Origin of the sequence: Haloarcula salina, assembly GCF_010119195.1 — an archaeon.
In the GTDB taxonomy this organism is placed as follows: domain Archaea; phylum Halobacteriota; class Halobacteria; order Halobacteriales; family Haloarculaceae; genus Haloarcula; species Haloarcula salina.
In genome coordinates, this window is the sequence record NZ_WRXL01000001.1 from 17,974 (window position 1) to 39,787 (window position 21,814).

Sequence of the window (21,814 nt, forward strand, 5' to 3'; positions counted from 1 at the left end):
CCGGAGTATGCGAGTCTCGGTGGTGCTCTGTACGCACACGATGGAGCGCTACGACGACTGCCGGGAAGCGGCCGAGAGCGTCCTCGGACAGACGTACGACGACGTGGAATTGGTGCTGGTCTCCGACGGGGACCGGACCGTCTACGACCGCTACGAACGCGACTTCGGCGACCGAGCGGACGTGCTGACGCACTGCAACGACGAGAACGTCGGCCTGCTAGAGAGCCGGAACAACGGGGCCGAGGTGGCGACCGGCGACGTGGTCGCGTTCCTCGACGACGACGCCGTCGCCGACGAGCGGTGGGTCGAGGCGCTAGTCGACGCCTACGAACGACAGGACGCGCTCGCCGTCGGCGGGCGGATGACGCCGGCGTGGGTCGCCGGCAAGCCGAGCTTCCTCCCCGAGGAGTTCTACTGGCTCGTCGGCGTCACGCACCGCGGGTTCGGCCCGGACGGGGACCCGGACGAGTCCGGCGAGGTCCGCAACACGTTCGGCTCGAACATCTCCTTCGACCGCGCGGTGTTCCTCGACCTCGGCGGCTTCGACGACGACATCGGCGGCCGCCAGGGTGACAAGAACCTCCAGGGCGGCGAGACGGAACTGTGTGCGCGCCTGGAGACCGAGCACGGCGAGCGCGTCTACTACACGCCCGACGCCCTGGTCGCGCACAAAATCTTCGACTACCGGACCGACCCGGGCTGGCTGCTCGACAGGGCGTTCTGGCAGGGCTACTCCAAGCGCGGGATGGAGGTGTTCGTCCCCGAGTCCACGGGCGAAGAGTCGGACTTCCTCGGCGACCTCCTGCTCCGGTTCGCCCCCGCCAGGCTCGCCGGGCTCGTCCGCTCGCCGTCGCTCCCGGGACTGTTACAGTTCGTCTTCCTGTTCGCCCTCACCGGATTCGTCGGGCTGGGCTATCTCTACGGGATGACGGTCTGGGGGTGACGAATGACGGGACCCGAACACCGCGGAGACCGCGCGGCGTCACGGACGGCGGACCTCCCGAGCGTCTGCGTCGTCACGCACCCGCTGGCCGCCGCCGGCGAGAACGCCACGCGGAGCCTGCTCGACATCCTCTCTGCCATCACGTCCGTCTCGCTCGTGACCGCGGACCTCCCCGCCGACTCCGAAATTCGCGAGCGCCACGAGCTGATCGAACTCACGCAGAAGGGTGCTGGTAACTCGGTGCTAGTCGCCGCCTTCCGGTTCCTCCTGAACCAGTTGCGGATGTGTCGCGTCGTCGCCGAGCGCGACGAGGAGGTCGTCCTGTTCTTCGGGGCGACGTCGTATCTCCTGCCGATCATCGTCGCGCGACTGCTCGGCAAGACGGTGCTCGTCGAGCCCCGCGGCGACGTGCCGCTGACGCTCCGTCTGAACTGGGAGCGAGAGCTACCCGACGCCGTCGCCGCCGCCCTCGCCGGGGCGGTCCGGGCGCTGGAGCGCGCCGGCTTCGCCGCCGCACACGGTGTGGTCACGTACACGCCGGAGATGGCGAGACAGCTCGACCTCCACCCCGAAGCGCCGTCCGTCTACCCCACGGGTGCGCGCTACGTCCGCACGAAGGAGTTCTCCGTGGAGCGGCCCTACGACGACCGCGACCGGGTCGTCGGCTTCCTCGGCCGACTCGACGAGGAGAAAGGGGTTCGCGAACTCGCCGCCGTCGCGAGGTCGCTTCCCGACGACGTGACCTTCCGGTTCATCGGAGACGGTGACCTCAGAGAGTGGCTCGAATCCGACCTGTCGGACGAAGTCGAGCGCGGCGAGGTCGAACTCACCGGCTGGGTGGATCACGACGACGTGCCGCGACAGTTGAACGACCTCGCGCTGCTCGTCATGCCCTCCCAGCCGACCGAGGGACTGCCGACGACGATTCTGGAGGCCCTGGCCTGCGGGACGCCCGTGCTCGCTTCGCCGGTCTCGGGCGTCCCCGACGTGGTCCGCGAGGGCGAGACCGGCTTTCTCATCGAGTCGCGAGCGCCCGAGCCGCTCCGCGAGACGGTGCTGGACGTGCTGGCCCGCGACGACCTGACCGCCATCAGCGAGAACGGACGCGAACTGATCGAGCGGGAGTACAGTTTCGAAGCCGCGTGCGACCGGTACGCGGCGATCCTTTCGGAAGTGCGCTGAGCGGTCACGGCCGGTGGCGCGACCCGCAGACTCCGCGGATATCAACGGGTCTTATTACGCCCGTGGCGTTGTCGAGACATACTGATGCGAATCGGGCAAACCTCCTTCGTCTCCTTCGTCTCGAAGGCCCTCTCCTCGGTGGCGGGGTTCGCCGCCACGATCCTGTTCGCGCGCCTGCTCGGCCCCACGGTCCTCGGCCGGTACTACCTCTTGCTCTCCATCGTCGCGTGGCTCTCGCTCGCCGGCTCGATCGGCATCGGGAGCGCGATCACGAAGCGGATGAGCGAGGGGAACGACGTCGGCGAGTACAAGACCGCCGGCGGCCTCGTCATCGCCTCCATCGGCGCGGCCATCGCGCTCGGGCTGCTCGTCTTTCAGGGACCCATCGAGCACTACTTCGACGTCGAACGAATCGACTTCGTCGTCGCCCTCCTCGCCGTCGGGCTGCTCGGCTCCTACGTCGACGCGATGCTGAACGGCTCGCATCTGGTCCACGTCGACGCGATGCTCAAGGTCGCGCGTCGGATCGCCAGGACGGTGTTACAGGTGGGCGGCGTGTTCCTCAGCCTCGGACTGACCGCGCTCGTCGGCGGGTACGCCGTCGGTGGTCTCGTCCTCGTGATTCCGGGGCTGTATCTCGTTGGCAGGCCGTATCGCCTGCCCCGGCGACGGCACTTCGAGCGCCTCTTCGAGTACGCGAAGTACGCGTGGATGGGCCGGCTGGAAGGGAAGACCTTCCAACAGGCCGACATCCTCGTCCTCGGGCTGTTCGTGCCGAGCGCGCTCGTCGGCGTCTACGGCATCACCTGGAACGTCGCGAACTTCCTCATCATCTTCAGCAGTTCGATCAGCAGCGCCCTCTTTCCGGAGCTGAGCAAGCTCTCCGCCGACGACCGGAACCAGCAGGTCGCCACCCTCGTCGAGGACGCGCTCTCCTTTACCGGCATGGTGACGATTCCGGGGCTCGTCGGCGGGCTCTTGCTCGCGCCCCGTATCCTCCGGATATTCGGCGAGGCGTTCGGCCGCGGCGCGCAGGTGCTCGGCCTCCTCATTCTCTCGGTGCTGTTCTACGGCTACCAGACGCAGTTCACGAACGCCCTTGGCGGTATCGACCGACCGCGGGCGGCGTTCAAGGTCAACGCGATACTGATCGTCTCGAACGTGACGCTGAACCTCGTCCTCGTCTACTACTACGGCATGATCGGGGCCGCCGTCGCCTCCGCGACGTCGACGTTTCTGAGCTTGATCGGCGGCTACGTCGTCCTGCGACGGCACGTCTCGTTCGACACGCCCGTCGTCCAGATCGCCCGACAGGCCGGCGCGGCGCTCGCGATGGGCGCGCTCGTGGCAGTGGCGAACAGTGTACTGACGCGCATGGGCGACCCGCTCTCAAACGAGGTCGCGACCACTGTGCTGATCGCGCTCGGCGCCGGGACGTACTTCGTCGTCCTGCTCTCTGTCTCGCCGGACCTCCGGTCGGTCGTCCGCGACAACGCGCCGGTGTCCGTGATCAGAGACTGACTGACGGCCGAGTGGCGCTCACCGGAGGTAGCCCAGTTCTTCGAGTTGCCGTTCGACGTCGTCGTCCAGCGAGGCGTCGTCGGCCGGGCTCCCGCGGACGCCCGCGTCCTCGAACCCGTCGTAAATACGGTCTAAGAGCGCCGTATCGGCCTCGTCTCGCGGGTACGACACCTGCGCGTTCTCGACGATTTCGGCCCGCGCGTCCGGGCCGTGGTCTGCGTCCTTTCTGACGTGTTCGCCGTCCTGCCGGTAGACGGCTCGCCACGGGCCGCCGTAGGACTCCCTGTCGGGGCACGCGGACGGGAGCACCCGCTCGGGCTGTTCGAGCCGGTAGGTCATCGCGACGGCGCGGTCGTCGACGGCGAAGGTGCCGCGTTCGCCCGCTAGCTCGGACCGGACGACGTCGGGGAAGCGGGTGAGGCTCGCGAGTCGGTCCTCGACCGTGCCGTCGCCCCCGTCGGGGTGTCTGACGACGAGAGGCACGTGAGTCTGGGCCTCGTGGACGCCCCAGCTGTGGTCCGCGACGCGGACGCCCGGCGTGAGCAGGCTGCGCTCGCCGAAGCCCTCGCCGTGGTCGCTGGTGACGACGAGCAGCGTGTCGTCGAGCGCACCCCGTTCCCTGAGCGCCGAGACCAGGTGCTCCATCGCCGCGTCGAGCTGGCGGATGCAGCCGTCGTATAGCGACTCGATGGCGCGGAGCTTCCACCAGCTGCCCTCCGTCGCGATCTCTCTCGACGGCGGGGCCGGCAGCCCGTCGTGGACGGCCTGCAGTTCGTTGCCGCCCCAGCGGTCGAACGCCGCGTCCGGTTCGTAGGGGTAGTGGGCGTCCATCAGATTGAGACAGGCCGCCCAGGGGCCGCTTCGCGCGTCGGTCCACTCGAGGAAGGAGTCGATGTACGCCGTGGCGGACTCGTCGACGTCCGCGTCGCTCCCGTCGTAGTACTGGAAGTACAGTCCGTTCACGATCGACTTCAGCGGGGCGTCGCTGTCGAGACACCGTTCGAGGTACTCGCGCTTCGTCTGGTGGCCCTCGACGTCCGAGGGCGAGATGCCGCCCTCGAAGTAGCGGTGACCCGGGTCCTGTCGCGGGCCGTCGACGGTGTCGAACGGGTCGATCAGGTTCGAGGACACGCCCACGACGACGTTCGGCGTGAAGATGCCCGTCTCGTAGCCGTGGTCCGCGGCGAGTTCGTGCCAGATCGTGCTCGTCGGGTCGAGTTCCGACTCGTGCTTGGTGACGTTGTGCTCGGGGACGTGGTGGCCGGTGAAGATGCTCGCGTGACTCGAAACGCTGTGAATGCTGGGTGCGCGCGCCTGCTCGTACACCTCGGCCCCGTCGGCGAACCGTTCCAGGAACGGTGTCGTCTCGTTGCCGTGTCCGTGGAGGCTCGTGTTCTTCGCCCGGACGCTGTCGAGGACGACGAGGAGGACGTTGGGCGTATCCATCGTGTGAGGGGACCGGACTGAGCGCAATATGTCTTTCGTGAGACACGGCACGGGCAGATCGACCATGCAGAGAATGGCATACGCAACGGTTAAACCACCGACTGCACCACCATCACCCATGCCGCGGGTGCTCGTCGGGCCGACGAAAGCAGACATCAGCGACGACGAATACGGGAAGAGCTACAACCTCCTGAACAACCTCCACGACGAGTCGGTCACCGTCGACACCTTCACTCGATCGGTCGCCGACCACCCGGCCCCGGAGAACGTCACCGTCCACGCGCTCGGCGGGGCCAACCGGGTCACGTTCTACGCGCGACTGTACCGCACGCTCCTGTCGGAACTGCGGAGCGGGTCGGTCGACGTGTACCACCACATGAACCTCAGCTACCGGTGGTTCAACCCGATCCTCGTCTCCGGGCTCCACGACGACGTGCCCGTCGTCGTCGGTCCGTGCCAGGCGGGCCACGCGATCATGGCCGAGGAGTTCAATCGAATGGTTTCCTCGTGGGTCGGAACGGACCTGCCGCGGTCGCTCACCGATCCGCTGCACGCGACCGTCGACGCCACCCGCGACGTCGTCCTCGACCCGCCGCGGATGGACCTGTTCCGGCGGACGCTCGACGCCGCGGACCGAGTCGTGGTCGTCCACGAGGAGGCCCGCGAGGTGTACGCCGACCTGGTCGACGAATCGAAGCTCCGGACCATCCCGCTGGGCGTCGATCCGACCGTCTTCGAGTACAGCGAGCGCGGGGACTCGCAGGAACTCGTCGCCATTGGGGCCCTCCGCGAGCGCAAGGGCTACGACGTGCTGCTCGACGCACTGACCGAAATTCGCCGGGAATTCCCGGACGTCCACCTGCACGTCTTCGGCGACGGCCCGCAGGAGACGGCGCTGCGACGGCAGGTCCGAACGCTCGACCTGGAATCGAACGTGACGTTCCACGGGTACGTCGACCAGTCGGTCGTGCGCGAGCACCTCTCGAGAGCGCGCGCGTTCGTCCACCCGTCGCGCTCGGAGAGCTTCTCGCTCGTCCGCCTCGAAGCGATGTCGATGGGCTGTCCGATGGTCGTCACGGACATCTCGGGGGCCCGTGAGATGGTCAGGGACGGCGAAGAGGGGTACGTCGTGCCGATCGAGTCGCCGGACGCGATCGCCGAGTCGGTGTGCACTCTCCTCGCCGACGACGACCTGGCGAAGCAGATCGGGCGGCGGGCCCGCGACCGCGTCGAAGAGAAGTACGACTGGCGGAAGATCGCCGAGGAGTACCTCGACGTGTACCGGTCGTTGATCGACTGAGACGAGCGTTTCGACCGCTATCGGGCGCATCGAAAGGTCTTAAGCCGTCGGCCGAGACTCTCGGGATAGATATGGTGCTCGTGGTGCTGGGTATCGACGCGCTCGACCCGGAACTCGTTGACTCGACGGCACACCCGAACCTCACGCTCGACGCGCACCGCGCCATCGAGACGATCGAGAGCGAGGAGGGCGGGCCCAGCACGCACGAACTCTGGCCGACGATCATCACCGGCCTGACACCGCCGGAACACGGCATTACGCTCGACGACGGCGTCGCCTGGGAGAACCCGCTGCTCCGATTCGGGAGCGCCGCCGCGGACTACCTCCTCCCGTCCGGTCTCCAGACCCGTCTCGGCGCGTGGCTGCTGAACAACACCGAGCAGGACGCCTTCCGGATCCCGGCGACCTACTACGAAGAGGAGGGGCTCTCGACGGTCTTCGACGGTCGGGAGGCGGCTCCGATCGGGATCCCGAACTACGTCGTCGATCCCGATTCCGAGGACCGCGAACACAGCCTCCGACGGAACCTCGGCGACCTCTTCGAGCGCGACCTCGAAGCGAAGGGCGGCCACTCCTCGACGGATCCGGCGCTGTTCTACGAGCAGTGCCTCGAGATGTCGATGGTCCGAATCGCCCGCGCACGCCGGGCGCTCCGGGGCGGCCGGTACGAACTGGTGTTCGCGTACACGAGCGGACTGGACCTCATCGGCCACGTCGCGTACGAACAGCCTGAACTGCAGGATCTGGCCTACGACGAACTGGACGAATTCGTCGGCGAAGTCCGTGGCGACCTCGGAGACGACGACGAACTGCTGCTGGTCAGCGACCACGGCCTGCAGGACGGCGTCCACACCGACGAGGCGATGGTGGCCGGAACCGACGAGGCGATGGTCGACGCCATCGCGAGCGTCGTCGACGTTCGCGACGCGATCGAGTCCGAACTCGACGAGCGCGACCACAGGCCGACGCGGCGCGCGACGGCGGCGACCGGCAGCGACAGCGGCCAGTCCGAGGAGGTCAGAGAGCACCTCGAAGACCTCGGCTACATGTAGCTATGACCACAGATCCGAACATCCTTCTCGTCGTTCTCGACAGCGCCCGTGCCCGCAACTGCAGCGCGTACGGCCACGTGAACGAGACGACGCCGTTCCTCGAATCGTTCGCCGCCGAGCGGGCGACGCTGTACGAACAGGCCAGAGCACCCGGTGCTCGGAGCGTCACCAGCCACGCCAGCATCTTCTCCGGCCTGCACGTCGAGGAGCACGGCGTCGTCTCGGCGGGCCATCGGCTCGACCCCTCGGCGTCGGTCTTCTCACAGTTGCGCGAGGACGGGTACAGCACCGGCGTGTTCACCGAGAACGACTGGCTGACGGCGGTCGACGTGGGCCTGCGCGACGGGTTCGACCAGATCGTCGGCGCGCGGAACGTCCCGTTCCCGGAGGCCGTCAATCCGCACGAATTCGTCTCGAACGAGGGGCGAGGGCAGTACGCCGAGTTCGTCAGGCTCGCGCTGACCGACGACGCGCCGCTTCGGTCGCTGGCCAACGGGGTGGCGACGAAGCTCCAGTCGGACTACAAGCGTTTCCTCCCGGACAGCGTGCGGGCGTCGACGCCGGCGGACGTGTACGTCGACGCGCTGCTGGACTGGACCGGCCGACAGAACGGCCCGTGGGCGGCCTGCCTCAATCTCATGGACCCGCACATCCCTTACGAACCGCTGCCCGAGCACGACGAGTGGGGCGGGTCGAAAGCGTCGTCCCTCCAGTCGTTCTTCGAGGACCAGAAGTGGGACTTCAACGGCGGTCATCGTCCATGGTGGCAGAAGAAGGCGGTGGAGTCCCTGTACGACGGCGGAATCCGTCAGGCGGACGCGGAGGTCGAACGGCTGGTCGCGGCGCTGGAGCGGCGGGGAGAACTCGACGACACGCTGCTCGTCGTCACCAGCGACCACGGCGAGGGCTTCGGCGAACCGAGCGACGTTCGCCCTGGCGTCCGCGTGGCTGAACACGGAGTTGCGATCCACGACAGCGTGCTCCACGTCCCGTTGATCGTTCGGTATCCCGGCCAGACGGAGGCTCGGCGCGTCGACCGCCCCGCGTCGCTGGTCGAGTTCCCTCGCGTCGTGAACCGCGTTCGGGACGGCGAGCGCCCGGCAGCGGGCTTCTGTCCCGACGGCCCCGTCGTCGCCACCGCGGTCGGACTCGACGAACCGCTGCAGGAGCGAGCGGGCGCGTACGTCGACGACCTCTCCCCGTGGACGGCCACCTCCCGAGCGGTGTTCGAGGACGACGGCGACACCGTGCTCAAGTACTGCACCAACCGCGACCGCGCCGCGACGGTCGTCTCCCGGGACGCACAGACCTCGTACAAGGTCGACGACGAGGGGGCAGAGCCCGTCGAAGGCGCCTTCGACTCCATCGAAGAACTCGACGTGAAGTCGGCCGGCGAGGACTTCGACGACCTCGACGACGGGACGTACCAGCGCCTCGAAGACCTCGGCTACGTCTGAGTCGGCGTCGCGACGCTCTCGTACTCCCAGATCAGGTCGAAGTAGCGCTTCATCCCGGCGACGAACGAGCCGTTGTCGGTGATGGCGGCCTGTCGCATGTGGTTCGGCACGTCCGGTTCCTCGACCAGCAGGATGGCCTCGCCGCTGTCGTAGTCCATGCTCGGGTCGACGAGCGTGCCGCGCCACGGGAGCTTCTCCGTGCTGAAACGCAGGCCGACGGCGGGATAGTCGTCGCGCAGTCGATCCACGATGTCCGCCTGGACGGCGGCTTTCTCGGCCGGGAGCGCGTCAGGGTGAAGACAGAGCACGTCGACGGCGACGCCGCGGTCGAGGGCGTCGGCGAGCGCGCGCTCGACGCTGTCGAGGTAGGCGAAGCTGTTCGTGATGACGCGCAGCGTCTCCTCGGCGTCGTCGTACAGCCGTCGCGTCTCGCGCTCGCTGGGGTCGCCAACGTCGACGACGTGGAACAGCTCTGCCGTGGGTGAGATGTCCTCGCTCGCGCGTTCGAAGCGCGGTTCGTACTCGGAGAGAAAGGCCTCGCGCCGGGACTCGATGTCGGCGGCGAAGGACTCGTAGGACTGCCGGCGGTTCTCGACGGCGCGGTCCAGGAGGTCCGCGGGGGCCTTCGGCTGGTACTCCTTCGGCCGACCGGGAATCACTTTGATGAAACCGCGGTCGGACAGCGATTCGAGGACGCCGTAGACGCGGGCCTTCGGGATACCGCTGGCCTCGGCCAGATTTGGGGCCGTGGTGCGGCCGAGCGAGAGCAACTGCTCCAGCGCCGTCGCCTCGTACTCCGTCAGCCCGACCAGGTCGAACACGTCCGCGGGGTCGCTCATACACGTCCATGCGCGGCAGGGGTTGTAAAACGCGTCGGGCCGGCGGTCGCATCTACAAGGTTCAAATGCCCCCGCCCCCGAAACGAGTGTAATGAACGGCAACGAGTTCGGTCGTCTGTTCCGCATGACGACCTACGGCGAGTCCCACGGGGAGGCGATGGGCTGTACCGTCTCCGGCGTCCCGGCGGGGGTCGAACTCTCGGAGGAGGAGATTCAGAAGGACCTCGACCGGCGCAAGCCCGGCCAGTCGATGATCACCACGTCCCGGGGCGAACCGGACAAGGTGAGCATTCAGTCCGGGATTCAGGACGGCTACACCACCGGGACGCCGGTCGGCATGGTCATCCAGAACAAGGACGCCCGCTCGGGCAAGTACGAGCCGTTCATCACGGCTCCGCGGCCCTCCCACGGCGACTTCACCTACTCCGCGAAGTTCGGGACGCGGAACTGGGGCGGCGGCGGCCGCTCCTCGGCCCGCGAGACGGTCAACTGGGTCGCCGCCGGCGGAATCGCCAAGCAGGTGCTCGATCAGTCCGAGCACGACGTACAGATCAAGGCGCACGTCTGCCAGATCGGCGACGTGGAGGCCGGCGAGGTCACCTTCGAGGACATGCTCGAACACAGCGAGGAGAACGAGGTCCGCTGTGCCGACCCCGAGGCCGCCGAAGAGATGCGCGACGTGGCCGACGAGTACCAGAAGGAGGGCGACTCCATCGGCGGCGCGATCTACTTCGAGTGTCGGGGCGTCCCGTCGGGGCTCGGCGCGCCGCGGTTCGACAGCTTCCCCTCGCGGCTGGCACAGGCGATGTACTCAATCCCCGCGGTCAACGACTTCGAGTACGGCATCGGCCGCGAGGCCCGGACGACCCGCGGGAGCGAGTACAACGAGGACTGGGAGTTCGACGACGACGGCACGCCGACGCCCGTCGGCAACGACCACGGCGGCGTCCAGGGCGGGATCACGACCGGTCAGCCAATCTACGGCGAGGTGTCGTGGCATCCGCCGGTGTCGATCCCGAAGACCCAGCAGACCGTCGACTGGGAGACCGGCGAGGAGAAGGAGATCACCGTCACCGGCCGCCACGACCCGGTCCTCCCGCCGCGGGCAGTTCCCGTCGTCGAGGCGATGCTCGCCTGTACGGTCCTCGACTTCATGTTGCTCTCCGGACGGATCAACCCCGACCGACTCGACGGTCGACCGGGCGAGTACGACACCGAGTACCACCCGTCGAGTCCGCAGAACGACCCCGAAGACGCGGACACCCACGCCACGACCATCGACGACGAGTGAGCGGACGATGGACGCCAACCAGGACACGAAGTCGAACCCCTTCGGCATGGACGAGTCGTGTCGGAACTGTCCGGACCTCTGTGAGACGCGCGAAACCGTCGTCCACGGCTACGGCGACGTTGGCGCGGAGTTCCTCGTCCTCGGCGACTCGCCGAGCGCCGGCGCGGACGAATCCGGCATCCCGTTCACGGGCGAGTCCGAGCGGGAACTGCTCGACGTGCTCGCCGCCGTCGACATGTGTCCGGACCCAGACGCCGCCGAGCCGGAACTGCAGAACGCGTTCCTGACGTACGTCACGCGCTGTCGCCATCCGAACCGGTCGGCCACCGACGAGGAAGTCGTCAACTGCGAGCCGTACCTCAACAGCGAGATCCGGATGATAAATCCGGAGATCCTGGTGCCGGTCGGTCAGCGACCGCTCGAGGAACTGGCCTTCGAGTACACGACCGAGAGCGCCGACGACCTCGACATCGACGAGCAGCACGCGACGACAATCCGCGGCCGCGGTTTCGAGATCATCCCGATGGTACCGGCTGCGGAACAGACCGACAAGGAACGGACGGCGTTCTTGGAGCACTTCAGCGAGACGCTCGGGCGGGACTACCGGCAGACGAAGGGGCGACGCGGGCGGTAGTCAGGCCGTCGGTTCGGCTTCGGCAGCGGGGAACGCCTCGTCAGGTGCGACGAGCGAACCGTACTCGCTGGCGGCTTGCAGGCGGTTCTCTGCGTCGTGGCGGTGCTGTCTCGCCCGAAGCCGCTCGCCTTGCTCGCTGGCGAACGTCATTCCGCTGAGCCACTCGACTGCCTGCCAGAGGCAGGTCGCCTTCTTGCGCGCCCGCTCGGCGGATTCGGCGACCGACTCGACTTCGGCCTCTCGAACGGCGGTCGTGAAGTGCGAGACGCTCGTCTCGAAGTCGGCTGCGGCGTCGTCGAACCCTCCACGAGCGAGGGCCGTCGCCCCGTCGTCGGCGAGCGACATCGCGTCTGACAGCTGACGGCGCGCCTCGCGGTACTTCGTGTAGCCGATCCGGTACTCCCGCCGCGCCGCAGCGGTGCCACACAGCGCCGCCTCGCGCTCGCAGTCCCGACAGGTCACCTTCGGCGTCGGCTCGCCGAGGACCCGATACTCCGTCCCACACCCAGCACACCGATACGTCTCGACCCGGTCCATGTGCTAGTCGTGTCCGGTACGCCCAGTTAGGTATGGACCGTCTGCTGGTCCGTAGCGACCGCCTACTCCGGGGACCACTTCTCGCGCGCCGCGGCCAGTTCGGTCGCCTCGCGTCGGAGCGACGTGAACTCCCAGACGATGTCGGTCAGCGTGACGATCCCGACCAGTTCCACGTCGTCCATGACGGGGACTTTCTTCACGTCCTCGGCGGCCATCGTGCGGGCGACCGTCGGGACGCTCACCGACGGTTTCGTCGTGACCACCGGACGTTCGGTGACCGCCGACACGCCGATGTCGGCGAGCGGGCGGCCGGTCTCGCGGGCCGCCTCGAGCACGTCGGACTCCGTGACCATTCCCACCGGATTCCCCTCGGGACTGACGACGATGGTCGACCCCACTCCGTTGCCGAGCAGTTCCTCGGCGACCTGGTCGAGCGTCGCGTCGACGGGGACCGTGACCACGTCCGTCGACATCAGATCGCTGACGAGCATACGAGAGCTATGGTCTGGACCGAAATAAACGCGCGCAGTGACGGAAAACGCAAGGGACTAACCCGCGACGGGTGCAGATGGAGACATGACCACGGTAACCGTGTTCGCGGACCCGCCGGTCGAGGGGTTCGTGTTGCAGGATATCGCGGGCGGTCTGCTCACCGAATCCGAGGCCGCCGCGCTGTACGAGGCGATGCTCGTCGACGTGTGCCGCGCGGTCGAGTCCAGCGGCGGGGAGTTGCTGGTCAACTATCGGCCGCCGGAGCAGGTCCCGGACGCGGTCGACCCAGAAACCGCGGTTCGCGAGCCACTCGACGAGGCACTCGACTCGCCAGGGGACGCCCGCTACGAAGTCCAGGTCGGGTCGACCTTCGCGGCCCGGGTCGGCAACACCGTCACGCACCTGCTGGAGCGGGAAGACGTCGCCACCGTCGCCGCCGTCGAGCCGACCGCGGCGCTGTTGAGTCGCCAACTGGTCGACAGCGCGGCGATGAAGCTCCGCACCAGCGACGTGGTGCTCGGTCCCGCCGGCGACGGCCGCGTCTACTACGCCGGCTTCGGCGAGCCCATCGACTTCGAGAACGCGTACGCCACACCGACGGTGGAGACACTTGGCGAGCGCGCCGCCGCCGCCGGACTGGGGGTCGATTTCCTGCCGTCGACGCCGGTCGTCGAGACGCGCGCGGACCTTCGGAGCGCGGTGCCGCTGCTCCGGGCACGTAATCGGGCTGAGCGGGCCGTCCCGCCGCGGACCACGGCGTTCGTCGACGACCATGGCCTGCGCGTCGTCGACGACGGCGAGACGCCGACCGTGGTCCGAGAGACCGACAAGCCTTAGAAGCATCACCCGGTATCCCCGTCTGCGGTGGGGTGGCAGAGCGGCCTATTGCGCCTGCCTTGAAAGCAGGTATCCTCACGGATTCCTGGGTTCAAATCCCAGCCCCACCGCTTCTCTGCGAACGAAAGTGAGCAGTGAACGGTACAACTGGATTTGAGCCCTGGAAGTCGCAGCGCACGAGCGAAGCGAGTGCGAACGTCTTCCTCCGGTTCAAATCCCAGCCCCACCGTTTTGCTCCGGGCACGTTCGCGGAGGGAACGGTGTCGCCGGCGATCGTATCACGAGTCAAACCTAGCGACGGGAGTCGTAGGGCCCGTCTAACGGAGTGTGTCAATCGGGCGGTTTTATGTCGCTGGTCCGGGTCAATCCCTGTAATGGCACGCGAAAACAGGTCCCCAAAGCGGGTCGTCCCGCGTCTCGTGGCCGTCGGCGTCGTTGCCCTCCTCCTCACAGCGACGGTCGCGGGGCCGACGGCAGCAGCACCGCGGCTGTTCGTCTCGGGCGCGACCAAAGACGCGAGTACGATACTCGCTGGTGAGACGGTGAACGTCACCGCGACGGTGAAAAACACCGGCGAAGACGGCGGTGGGATGGACATCGAATTCAAGGTGAACGGTACGACGACAGTCACCGAGCGTGTGGTGGTCGAGGCCGACTCGTCGAACACGACCACGAGGGCGATACGGCTCGGCGAACCCGGCACGTACCGGCTGACGGTCACGAGCCCGGAGCGCTCGGCGGGTCGAGTCCAGGTCAAACGAGCGCTCTCGGAGGTCACGCGGGAGGACGCGGGCAGTCGAGCAATCAGGGTCCGCGGCGGATCGGTCCCGACGTCGCGACCGTACACCGTGGACATGCCCGCGGACACGAACCGGTCGTTCACCGTGCAGTCGTGGACGGTCGACGCGTCCCAGCAGTCGTTCACGCAGAGCGTCACGGAGTACACGGACCCCGCTGCGTCCGGGCTCCCGATCCCATCCGACGACGCGGCGGCCGTGTTCAGCGCCGTTACGGTCGGTTCGACGGACGGCGTGCAGCCGTCCTCGATGCAGTTCGCCCTGAACCGCTCGCAGCTCCGGAGCGCGGGCATGGACGCTGACGAGGTGCAGGTCTACCAGCGCGTGAACGAGTCGTGGCAGGCGACCGAGACAACCGTCGTGGAAGAACAGACCAGCCGTGTGATCTACGAAGCCGACACGTCCGGCTCGACGGCGTTCGTCGTCGGCTCGATCGAACCGTCGTTCTCGATCGCGCGGACGTCGGTCGTCAGCGAACAGGTTCCGACCGGTCAGCGCGTCGTCGTCGAGGGCGTAGTTCGCAACACCGGGAGCATCGAAGGAACGTACGACGCCCGGATGCGCGTCGACGACGAGGTCGTCAACGAGACCTCGGTGCAGATCCCCGCGAACGGGGAGCGAACGGTCGCATTGTCGACCGTCGTCACGACCCCCGGACGCTACCAGATCGCGCTCAACGACACCGGAGCGGGCGTCATTCAGGTCAGCGAGAGTCAGGTCCAGACCGACGGGAACGGCGGTGCGGAGCCGACCGGGACCGCGAGCGGGACGGACGCGGCTGCGACCGAACCCGGTATCGGTGAGGGAGACGAAGACGGCGGCTTCGGGCCGCTCCCGGCTACCGTCATGGGCATCAACACGCTGTTCGTCGTCGGGGGACTCGTCGCGGCGCTGCTCCTGTTCGGCCTCATCATCGCCCTCCTGCGGCGCGGTGGCGGCGGTCGGCGCAACAGCGGCTTCGAACTGTAGCGGCGAGCGGAGAGAAACCCTTTTTGTGCCAGTGTCCAGAGAGTCGCGTATGGACTGGCCACACGATCCGGACGGTGAGGAGGGCAGCGAAGGCCGGCGCAAGTACGGCCACGCCGTCCTGGCGAAGAAGATCGACGAGGAAGAGGACTTCCCGCTGACCGCCGAAGAGTACGTCGACCAGTACGGGGACCACCCGGTTCGGATCGACTACGAAACGGTCGTCAGCGTCGCCGACATCTTCGAACACGTCGATCAGGACGAGTTCGAGGACTTCCCGGACTTCCACAAGTGCCTCGGGCGAGCGCTCCGCGAGGCCGACTGGTGGCCCTACCGGCTGCAACACGCCTGACCGCGAGGGATGTGGACGCGACACATACTTGTCGGATGCCGATGTAGCGGCGCGTATGGCCACGACCAGCACCAGCGATGCGTCCGATCTCCCGGAAGAGGTCGTCTCGGACCTCCTCGGCGACGAGCACCGGCGGCGCGCGCTGTCCATCATGGCTGCGCGCGGCGAGCCGATGGTCGTCGCCGACCTGGCGGCCGCGATTCTCGCGGTCAAGCGCGAGGTCGACCCCGACGCGGTCCCCGACGCGGACCGACGGGCACTCGCCGAGGAACTGTACACCGAGCACCTGCCGAAGCTGACGGCGACGGGCGTCGTCTCGTACGACTCGGTCGTCGGGAAGGTGGAGCTTCGACGACCCGACGCAGTCCCGACCGACCAGCTCTGATCGGATTCCGATAGACCAATAGCCGTCGGTTTCGAACGATCGACCGACAGTGACGAACACGCAGGTTACCCACATCCAGATCGACAACTACGGACCGTGGACGGTGACGCCCGAGCCACGCAGGGAAGTCGACCTCCAGACCCTCCAGTCTCGACTGTACGCCGACCTCGCCCAGCTATTCGGCAACCGCGACGGCTACATCTTCTTCTCGCGGTTCGACAACATGATCGCCGTGACCAACGGACTCGACGAGGAGGCCCACGCGCTCATCCAGGAGTCGGTGGGGAACCGATACCCCGTGACGATGAGCCTCTCGGTCGCGACCGGGACCACGCCGGTCTCGGCGCTCGGGACGGCCACCGAACAGCTTCAGGAGGCCGGCAGCGCACAGGACAAGGGTCGCAGGGAGGTCCTGCGCGGTCAAACCATCGACGAGCAGTTCCAGACCGAGACGGACGTCCAGCTCGCGCACTTCGACGTGGACGACGCCACCGAGAAGTACACTGACGAACTCAACGAGTTCGACACCTTCATCCAGATCGAGCAGGGGTACGCCTCCCTGATGAAGTACATGCGGGAGGCCCACGACTCGCTCTCGTTCTTCGTCGGCGGCGACAACGTCATCGCGGTCTGTCCCGACTTGGACGAGGCCGCCTACGAGGACGCCATCAGCCACGTCCGCGAGGCGGTCGACGTGGAACTGAAAGTCGGCGTCGGACGCGGGCGGACGGCTTCAGACGCTGGGATGGACGCGAAGCACGCCTTAGAGACCTGTCGAGCGACCGGCGACGCCGTCACCATCGAATAGGCACCGACCGAGAGACTTGGGAACCGGGCGACATAAGCGTAGTGTAGGTATCTTTTAGGCTGGTCGTGTGATACTGACACGCATGAACGGTGAGGTAACCGTACAGGAGGTCATGAACCGGGAGTACGTCGGTGCCAGCGAGTCCGACGACCTCCTCGAAACGACGGAGCTGTTGATACGCGAAGACCAGCACCCGATCCTGGTGCTTCGAGGGAACGAACCGGTCGGCGTGGCGACAGACAGGGACATCCTCGCCTACGTCGTCGACGGCGGCGACCCGTCGACGGCCACTATCGGCGACGTGATGCGCGAGGCGATTCCGACAGTCGACCCCGAGGCAAGCCTCCCGGAGGCGCGCGACAGGATGGCGGCCCGCTCCGCCGAGTTCCTGGTCGTCACCGCCGGGGGCGAGCCAATGGGGACGCTGACCGAGCACGACATCCTCTCGTCGGCGCGGCTAGAGAGCGAATCGACGGAGACGCCCGAAACGGTCCAGCAAGTCGCGACGACGGGCCAGCAAGCGGCGACCGAGGGCATGGAACCGGCCACGGCGGACACGTTCGACGAACAGGGGATCTGCTCCGACTGCGGGACCCTGACGCGAGACCTCGCCTCGTTCAACGGACAGCTCCTCTGTCCCGACTGTCGCGACGTGTGAGGCCGAATCGCACGGCAGACTCACGAGCGAGTCCGCCACTCACTCACCGTTCTCCGATCGAGTGACTGCGGCCGAACTGTTTTGCCGTCACGCGCCGGAGTACGAGCGTGGATATCGATACGGCCACGATGGACGACGTGGACGACGTCGTCGACTTCTGGGTCGCGCTGGCGACGGACCAGCGCGCCCACGGGTCGCACCTCCTCGGTGACCGGAACCGAACCGCGGTCCGCGGCGCTATCATCCAGCGCATCGTCGCCGAGAACGTGCTCGTCGCCCGCGCAGACGGCGATCTCGTCGGTTTCGTCATGGTCACCGTCGACGGCGGCCGCTACGAACAGGACGAGCGCCGCGGCCTGCTGGAGAACATCTACGTCGAACCGGCCGCACGGAATCGAGGGATCGGGAGCGCGCTCCTCGAAGCGGCCGAGGAGACGCTCCGGTCGGCCGGCGTGGACGTGATCGCGCTGGAGGCGATGGCGGCCAACGACGCTGCCCGGCGGTTTTACCGCTCCCACGGCTACGAACCGCATCGCGTCGAGTTCGAGAAGCGGACGGAAAACGATACTCTCTAAACGGTCCCCACACAACGCAGGTATGCAACCGCGCCAGGGGAGCTTGGGTGGTCCAAGCACTCGACTTGTAATCGAGAGTTCGTGGGTTCAAATCCCACCCCTGGCTCTTCCCCGATCGGTACCCCTGAAGCCGCATCTGCCCCCCGCCACCTCAGCCCTCCAATGAGTGACCGACGGACCCAACTGCTGATAGCCGTCTCAGTCAACGCCGTGCCAATCGCCGGCGTCCTCTGGTTCGACTGGTCGCTGGCGGCGCTGCTATTGGTCTACTGGGTCGAGCTCGGGATCGACCTCGCGTTCGCGGCCCTGCGCGGACTGTTCGCGCAACGGCCGTCGGAAGCGACGAACGACCCGCTCGTTCTCGGCGCAGTCCAGCACAAGCGCGGCGGCGTCAGAATCCCCGGCACGCGACTCTCGATCCAGATCGCGAACGTCCCCGTCGTCCTGTTCGCTCTTCCGGCGTTCGGCGGCGTGTGGGCCTTCGTCGGCGCGGCCGCGATCGGGGGTGCCGGGCAGGCGATTTCCGGGAGCCCGATCGACGAGGCGGCGGCGATGACCTTCCTGCTCGGGATTTGCGGCGTCTTCGTCGGTCGGGGCTACGAGACCGTCTCGGAGTACTTCCTCGCGGGCGAGTACGAGAACGCGTCGGTCCAGCGAGCGCTCCAGTCGGGCATCTGGCCCGTCGTCGTCGTCGGAACGGCGATGGCGTTCGGCGGTGTGGCGGCCGCGTCCGGCCTTCCCCCGTCGGTCGCCCTCGCCGCCGCGGTCGGCGGAAAGTCGCTGTTCGACGTCGCCGACGTGTACCGCGACCGCCTGGTCGCCTTCGACGAACGGGACCGGATCGACCTCGGGTTCGCGAGCGAACCGGACGAGTGGCCGACTGTCGAGACGGACCTCCAGCCGCCGGTCGACCGCGTCCGGCCGGCGCGAATGCCACTCCTGATCGACGGCGTCGTTCGCGGGCTCTCGGTCACGGCAGTGTGGTTCATCGCCGGCCTCGGCGTCCTGCTGGGTGGCGTCTTCGTCGTCACGTCGGGATCGGTCGACGGTGGCGTGCTCGTCGCGCAGGTGGTCCTGCTCGTCCTCGCAGTGGCCGCGAGCGTCGGCGTGCTGGACAGAGCGCTCCGGTATCTGACGATGGAGTACCGCGTCGGGCGGGACGTCGTGGGATACGATCGACTGTTCGGTGCGCCGCAGTGGCGGGTGCCGGGCCGGAAACTGGCACAGGACGAGGTGGATCGGACGCTCGCGGACCGGCTCTGCGGGACGGAGACGGTCGTGGTCGAACACGACGGCCGCGAATTGCGGCTACCGCACCTCGACGGCGAGTCGGCGCTCGAACCGAACGGCCCCGTGACCGAGGGGGTCCCGGACGAGGCCACCTGACCGGACTCCACGCTTTTAGGCGTCGGGCGCGTACGGGACTCCATGAGCGAATCCAGCGGTGAGCTACCCGAAGACGACGCGGAGTGGCGCGAGATACTGTCGGACGAGGAGTACCGGATTCTGCGGGAGGCCGGGACCGAGCCGCGGTTCAGCAGCGACCTCATCGACGTGAAAGGCGACGGCGTCTTCACGTGCGCCGGCTGCGGCGCGGAGCTGTTCGACAGCGACGAGAAGTTCGAGTCGGGGACCGGCTGGCCGAGCTTCTGGGACGTGTACCAGGCGGGCAACGTCGAGACGCGCGCCGACAACAGTCACGGGATGCAGCGGACCGAGGTCGTCTGTTCGAACTGCGGCGGCCACCTGGGCCACGTGTTCGACGACGGGCCGGAGCCGACCGGGAAGCGCTACTGCATCAACGGCGCGGCGCTCGATTTCGAGAGCGAGTAGGCGAGGCGGACCACCGGAACCCTTTTTTCCCTCATCGGGCTCCCTAGGATAGGGTTCGGACGTGACACGTGACGGGTACGACAAGTCAGGCGGAGACGAAGGGGAACCGACGAGAGCGGCGGACACCGTCGGCGGGACACCGATAGACGAGCCGCCGACGGCGTCGGCCGAGCCGAGCCAGCCCGAGAGCCACGTGCTGGACGAGAGCCTCCGCACGTTCCCGTGGCTTCGAGCGGTCGGCGTCGCGGCGGCCACGCTGGCCGTCGAGTACGCGCTGGTCGCGGCCATCTTCGTGCTGGGGCCGTCGAACGTCGACATGCCGTCGCTCTCGGACCGACTGATCCAGTACGGGTTCGTGCTGTACAACGCCCACCACGTGCCGACGCTCGTGACGGCGTCGGACGCGGAGGTGTACGGCGCGGCCGCGAGGAACGTCCTCTACGGCGTCGAGAATCCATCGGTACCGCCGCTCGTGTTCTTCCTGCTCCCGCTCGTCGCGCTCGTCGTCGCCGGCGCGCTCTTCGAGCGCTCTCGCGGCCCGAGTCGGTCGGAGAGCCTGCTCGAAGAGGTCGCGCTCGTCGGGACCGGCATCGGTCTCGGATACGTCCTCGTGGGCTTCGCGGGGAGCTTCGTGTTCGTCCGCCAGGTCACGTTCGACAGCGGGGCCGAGGGGCAGGCCGCGCCCGCGGTGCTGTGGCTCCTGATCCTGCTGTTTTTCATCCCGTTCGTGTTCGCGGGGCTGGGGACGGCCGCCCGGTATCTCTACGACGAGCGGCTCGCTCAGGCGTAGCTGCGGTCGGCGAACTCGAGGATTCGCTCGGACTCGGCCATCGTCACGCCGCGGTCTTCGTCGACCAGCACCGGGACGCCGCGCTGGCCGGAGACGCGCTTGACCTCGTCGCGCTTCGAGTGTAATGCCTCGACCCAGACGCTCTCGTAGTCGACGCCGAGTTCGTCCAGTCGGTCGGCCACCTTCTCGCAGTACGGACAGCCGTCGAGCTGATAGAGCGTGCGGCTCATAGGGCTCCGTTCGGACGCGCGACTCAAGGGGATTGCGCTCGGTGAAAAATCGAAGCGGCGGGGCGCGCCGCGTTACTCGTACAGCCAGGGCGCGTCGATCTGGTCCCAGTCGACGAGTTCGTCCTCGTCGAAGAACAGGTCGATCTCGCGCTCGTTCGCGCCCTCGTCCTCGTGGTCGGAGCCGTGGATGACGTTCCGACCGAGGTCGAGTCCGTAGTCGCCGCGGATGGTGCCGGGCGCGGACTCGGCGGGGTCGGTCTCGCCCATCATGGTACGGACCTGTCGGGTCGCGTCCTGCCCTTCCCAGACCATCGCGAAGACCGGACCGGACGTGATGAAGTCCACGAGACCGTCGAAGAACGGCTTGTCCGCGTGCTCGCCGTAGTGTTCCTCGGCGAGGTCCTGGTCGATCTGCATGAACTTGCCGCCGACCATCTTCAGGCCGCGGTCCTCGAAGCGGGAGACGATGTCGCCGATGAGCCCGCGCTGGACGCCGTCGGGCTTGACCATCACGAAGGTGCGCTCTGTCTCGGACATTACGCTTCAGCCTCCTCGGCTTCCTCTTCGTCTTCGGTCTCGTCCGCCTCGTCGGCGTCCGCGTCGCCCTCGTCTTCGGCCTCTTCGAGGTCCGGAGCGGCGGAGTCGTCCGCGTCGGCGTCAGCCTCGGCGTCCGCGTCCGTCTCTGCGTCCGCTTCCTCGACTGCGCCCTCGGTGCCGCGACCGGAGGCGGTCCACTCGAGGTTACGGGCCTCGCGGCCCAGGTCGGCGTTGTTCTCGCACTTCGAGGAACAGAAGTGCGTGGTCGCGCCGTCCTTGTGGACGAACATCGTGCCCGTGCCGGGCTCGATGTCCGTGCCGCAGTAGTCGCATTCGCGTGTTCGGGGCATGG

General features: G+C 67.6%; 25 protein-coding genes and 2 tRNA genes. 20 read left to right on the forward strand and 7 right to left on the reverse strand.

Features of this window, described 5'->3' with window-relative positions; translation table 11 throughout:
• The first annotated feature begins 7 nt into the window (after positions 1 to 7).
• The 3 genes from aglG (at position 8) to GM656_RS00115 (ending at position 3,646) form a co-directional block, all read left to right on the forward strand.
• Complete coding sequence (gene aglG, locus GM656_RS00105) at positions 8 to 943, forward strand: glucosyl-dolichyl phosphate glucuronosyltransferase (protein WP_162411616.1); 936 nt, start codon at positions 8 to 10, stop codon at positions 941 to 943.
• Between the two features lie 3 nt (positions 944 to 946).
• Positions 947 to 2,125 carry a glycosyltransferase family 4 protein gene (locus GM656_RS00110; RefSeq protein ID WP_162411617.1) on the forward strand — a complete coding sequence of 393 codons (1,179 nt, stop codon included), beginning with the start codon at positions 947 to 949 and terminating at the stop codon, positions 2,123 to 2,125.
• 84 nt (positions 2,126 to 2,209) lie between these two features.
• Positions 2,210 to 3,646 carry an oligosaccharide flippase family protein gene (locus GM656_RS00115; protein WP_162411618.1) on the forward strand — a complete coding sequence of 479 codons (1,437 nt, stop codon included), beginning with the start codon at positions 2,210 to 2,212 and terminating at the stop codon, positions 3,644 to 3,646.
• Between the two features lie 18 nt (positions 3,647 to 3,664).
• Here GM656_RS00115 and GM656_RS00120 read toward each other — a convergent pair whose 3' ends face one another.
• The gene (locus GM656_RS00120; protein ID WP_162411619.1) at positions 3,665 to 5,092 is read right to left on the reverse strand and encodes a sulfatase-like hydrolase/transferase; all 1,428 of its coding nucleotides are present in this window, start codon (positions 5,090 to 5,092) and stop codon (positions 3,665 to 3,667) included.
• 118 nt (positions 5,093 to 5,210) lie between these two features.
• Here GM656_RS00120 and GM656_RS00125 point away from each other — a divergent pair, with 118 nt between their 5' ends.
• The 3 genes from GM656_RS00125 (at position 5,211) to GM656_RS00135 (ending at position 8,901) form a co-directional block, all read left to right on the forward strand.
• Complete coding sequence (locus tag GM656_RS00125; RefSeq protein ID WP_162411620.1) at positions 5,211 to 6,392, forward strand: glycosyltransferase family 4 protein; 1,182 nt, start codon at positions 5,211 to 5,213, stop codon at positions 6,390 to 6,392.
• Between the two features lie 71 nt (positions 6,393 to 6,463).
• Positions 6,464 to 7,444 carry an alkaline phosphatase family protein gene (locus GM656_RS00130; RefSeq protein WP_162411621.1) on the forward strand — a complete coding sequence of 327 codons (981 nt, stop codon included), beginning with the start codon at positions 6,464 to 6,466 and terminating at the stop codon, positions 7,442 to 7,444.
• Between the two features lie 2 nt (positions 7,445 to 7,446).
• Positions 7,447 to 8,901, forward strand: a complete 1,455-nt coding sequence (locus GM656_RS00135) for a sulfatase (protein ID WP_162411622.1) — start codon at positions 7,447 to 7,449, stop codon at positions 8,899 to 8,901.
• On the opposite strand, the gene GM656_RS00140 is transcribed toward GM656_RS00135, so the two are convergent.
• Entirely contained in the window at positions 8,892 to 9,740 is an 849-nt protein-coding gene (locus GM656_RS00140; RefSeq protein WP_162411623.1) for a TrmB family transcriptional regulator, read from the reverse strand. The genes GM656_RS00135 and GM656_RS00140 overlap by 10 nt on opposite strands.
• A gap of 91 nt (positions 9,741 to 9,831) precedes the next feature.
• Here GM656_RS00140 and aroC point away from each other — a divergent pair, with 91 nt between their 5' ends.
• Positions 9,832 to 11,031 carry a chorismate synthase gene (gene aroC, locus GM656_RS00145; RefSeq protein WP_162411624.1) on the forward strand — a complete coding sequence of 400 codons (1,200 nt, stop codon included), beginning with the start codon at positions 9,832 to 9,834 and terminating at the stop codon, positions 11,029 to 11,031.
• A gap of 7 nt (positions 11,032 to 11,038) precedes the next feature.
• Entirely contained in the window at positions 11,039 to 11,665 is a 627-nt protein-coding gene (locus GM656_RS00150; protein ID WP_162411625.1) for a uracil-DNA glycosylase, read from the forward strand.
• Here GM656_RS00150 and GM656_RS00155 read toward each other — a convergent pair whose 3' ends face one another.
• Positions 11,666 to 12,202, reverse strand: coding sequence for a hypothetical protein (locus GM656_RS00155; RefSeq protein WP_162411626.1), 537 nt, complete (start codon positions 12,200 to 12,202; stop codon positions 11,666 to 11,668).
• A gap of 62 nt (positions 12,203 to 12,264) precedes the next feature.
• A complete protein-coding gene (locus GM656_RS00160; RefSeq protein WP_162411627.1) occupies positions 12,265 to 12,693 on the reverse strand; it encodes a CBS domain-containing protein in 429 nt (142 codons plus the stop codon).
• An 85-nt stretch (positions 12,694 to 12,778) separates the two neighbouring features.
• Between GM656_RS00160 and GM656_RS00165 the strand changes: the two genes are divergently transcribed.
• The 12 genes from GM656_RS00165 (at position 12,779) to GM656_RS00220 (ending at position 20,695) form a co-directional block, all read left to right on the forward strand.
• Positions 12,779 to 13,531, forward strand: a complete 753-nt coding sequence (locus GM656_RS00165) for a glycosyltransferase family protein (protein ID WP_162411628.1) — start codon at positions 12,779 to 12,781, stop codon at positions 13,529 to 13,531.
• A gap of 26 nt (positions 13,532 to 13,557) precedes the next feature.
• A tRNA-Ser gene (locus GM656_RS00170) sits at positions 13,558 to 13,641 on the forward strand.
• Positions 13,642 to 13,905: 264 nt separating this feature from the next.
• A complete protein-coding gene (locus GM656_RS00175) occupies positions 13,906 to 15,297 on the forward strand; it encodes a PGF-pre-PGF domain-containing protein (RefSeq protein WP_162411629.1) in 1,392 nt (463 codons plus the stop codon).
• A gap of 49 nt (positions 15,298 to 15,346) precedes the next feature.
• On the forward strand, positions 15,347 to 15,646 hold the full coding sequence (locus GM656_RS00180) for a DUF5785 family protein (protein WP_162411630.1): 300 nt from the start codon (positions 15,347 to 15,349) through the stop codon (positions 15,644 to 15,646).
• Between the two features lie 55 nt (positions 15,647 to 15,701).
• A complete protein-coding gene (locus GM656_RS00185; protein ID WP_162411631.1) occupies positions 15,702 to 16,031 on the forward strand; it encodes a DUF7344 domain-containing protein in 330 nt (109 codons plus the stop codon).
• A 49-nt stretch (positions 16,032 to 16,080) separates the two neighbouring features.
• Positions 16,081 to 16,839, forward strand: a complete 759-nt coding sequence (locus GM656_RS00190; RefSeq protein ID WP_162411632.1) for a GTP cyclohydrolase III — start codon at positions 16,081 to 16,083, stop codon at positions 16,837 to 16,839.
• Positions 16,840 to 16,921: 82 nt separating this feature from the next.
• A complete protein-coding gene (locus tag GM656_RS00195; RefSeq protein WP_162411633.1) occupies positions 16,922 to 17,497 on the forward strand; it encodes a CBS domain-containing protein in 576 nt (191 codons plus the stop codon).
• Positions 17,498 to 17,604: 107 nt separating this feature from the next.
• On the forward strand, positions 17,605 to 18,072 hold the full coding sequence (locus GM656_RS00200; protein ID WP_241692680.1) for a GNAT family N-acetyltransferase: 468 nt from the start codon (positions 17,605 to 17,607) through the stop codon (positions 18,070 to 18,072).
• Positions 18,073 to 18,104: 32 nt separating this feature from the next.
• A tRNA-Thr gene (locus GM656_RS00205) sits at positions 18,105 to 18,178 on the forward strand.
• Positions 18,179 to 18,234: 56 nt separating this feature from the next.
• Positions 18,235 to 19,458 (forward strand): DUF6498-containing protein, encoded by a 1,224-nt coding sequence (locus tag GM656_RS00210; RefSeq protein ID WP_162411634.1) that lies wholly within the window; start codon positions 18,235 to 18,237, stop codon positions 19,456 to 19,458.
• A gap of 42 nt (positions 19,459 to 19,500) precedes the next feature.
• Positions 19,501 to 19,905, forward strand: a complete 405-nt coding sequence (gene msrB / locus GM656_RS00215; protein WP_162411635.1) for a peptide-methionine (R)-S-oxide reductase MsrB — start codon at positions 19,501 to 19,503, stop codon at positions 19,903 to 19,905.
• Positions 19,906 to 19,966: 61 nt separating this feature from the next.
• Positions 19,967 to 20,695 (forward strand): hypothetical protein, encoded by a 729-nt coding sequence (locus tag GM656_RS00220; protein ID WP_162411636.1) that lies wholly within the window; start codon positions 19,967 to 19,969, stop codon positions 20,693 to 20,695.
• Here GM656_RS00220 and GM656_RS00225 read toward each other — a convergent pair.
• The 3 genes from GM656_RS00225 to GM656_RS00235 form a co-directional block, all read right to left on the reverse strand.
• Positions 20,686 to 20,925 carry a glutaredoxin family protein gene (locus GM656_RS00225; RefSeq protein ID WP_162411637.1) on the reverse strand — a complete coding sequence of 80 codons (240 nt, stop codon included), beginning with the start codon at positions 20,923 to 20,925 and terminating at the stop codon, positions 20,686 to 20,688. The two genes, GM656_RS00220 and GM656_RS00225, sit on opposite strands and share 10 nt — an antisense overlap.
• A gap of 72 nt (positions 20,926 to 20,997) precedes the next feature.
• A complete protein-coding gene (ndk, locus tag GM656_RS00230) occupies positions 20,998 to 21,462 on the reverse strand; it encodes a nucleoside-diphosphate kinase (RefSeq protein ID WP_162411638.1) in 465 nt (154 codons plus the stop codon).
• On the reverse strand, positions 21,462 to 21,812 hold the full coding sequence (locus tag GM656_RS00235; protein ID WP_162411639.1) for a 50S ribosomal protein L24e: 351 nt from the start codon (positions 21,810 to 21,812) through the stop codon (positions 21,462 to 21,464). Before GM656_RS00235 ends, ndk begins: the two co-directional genes overlap by 1 nt.
• Positions 21,813 to 21,814 lie beyond the last annotated feature (2 nt).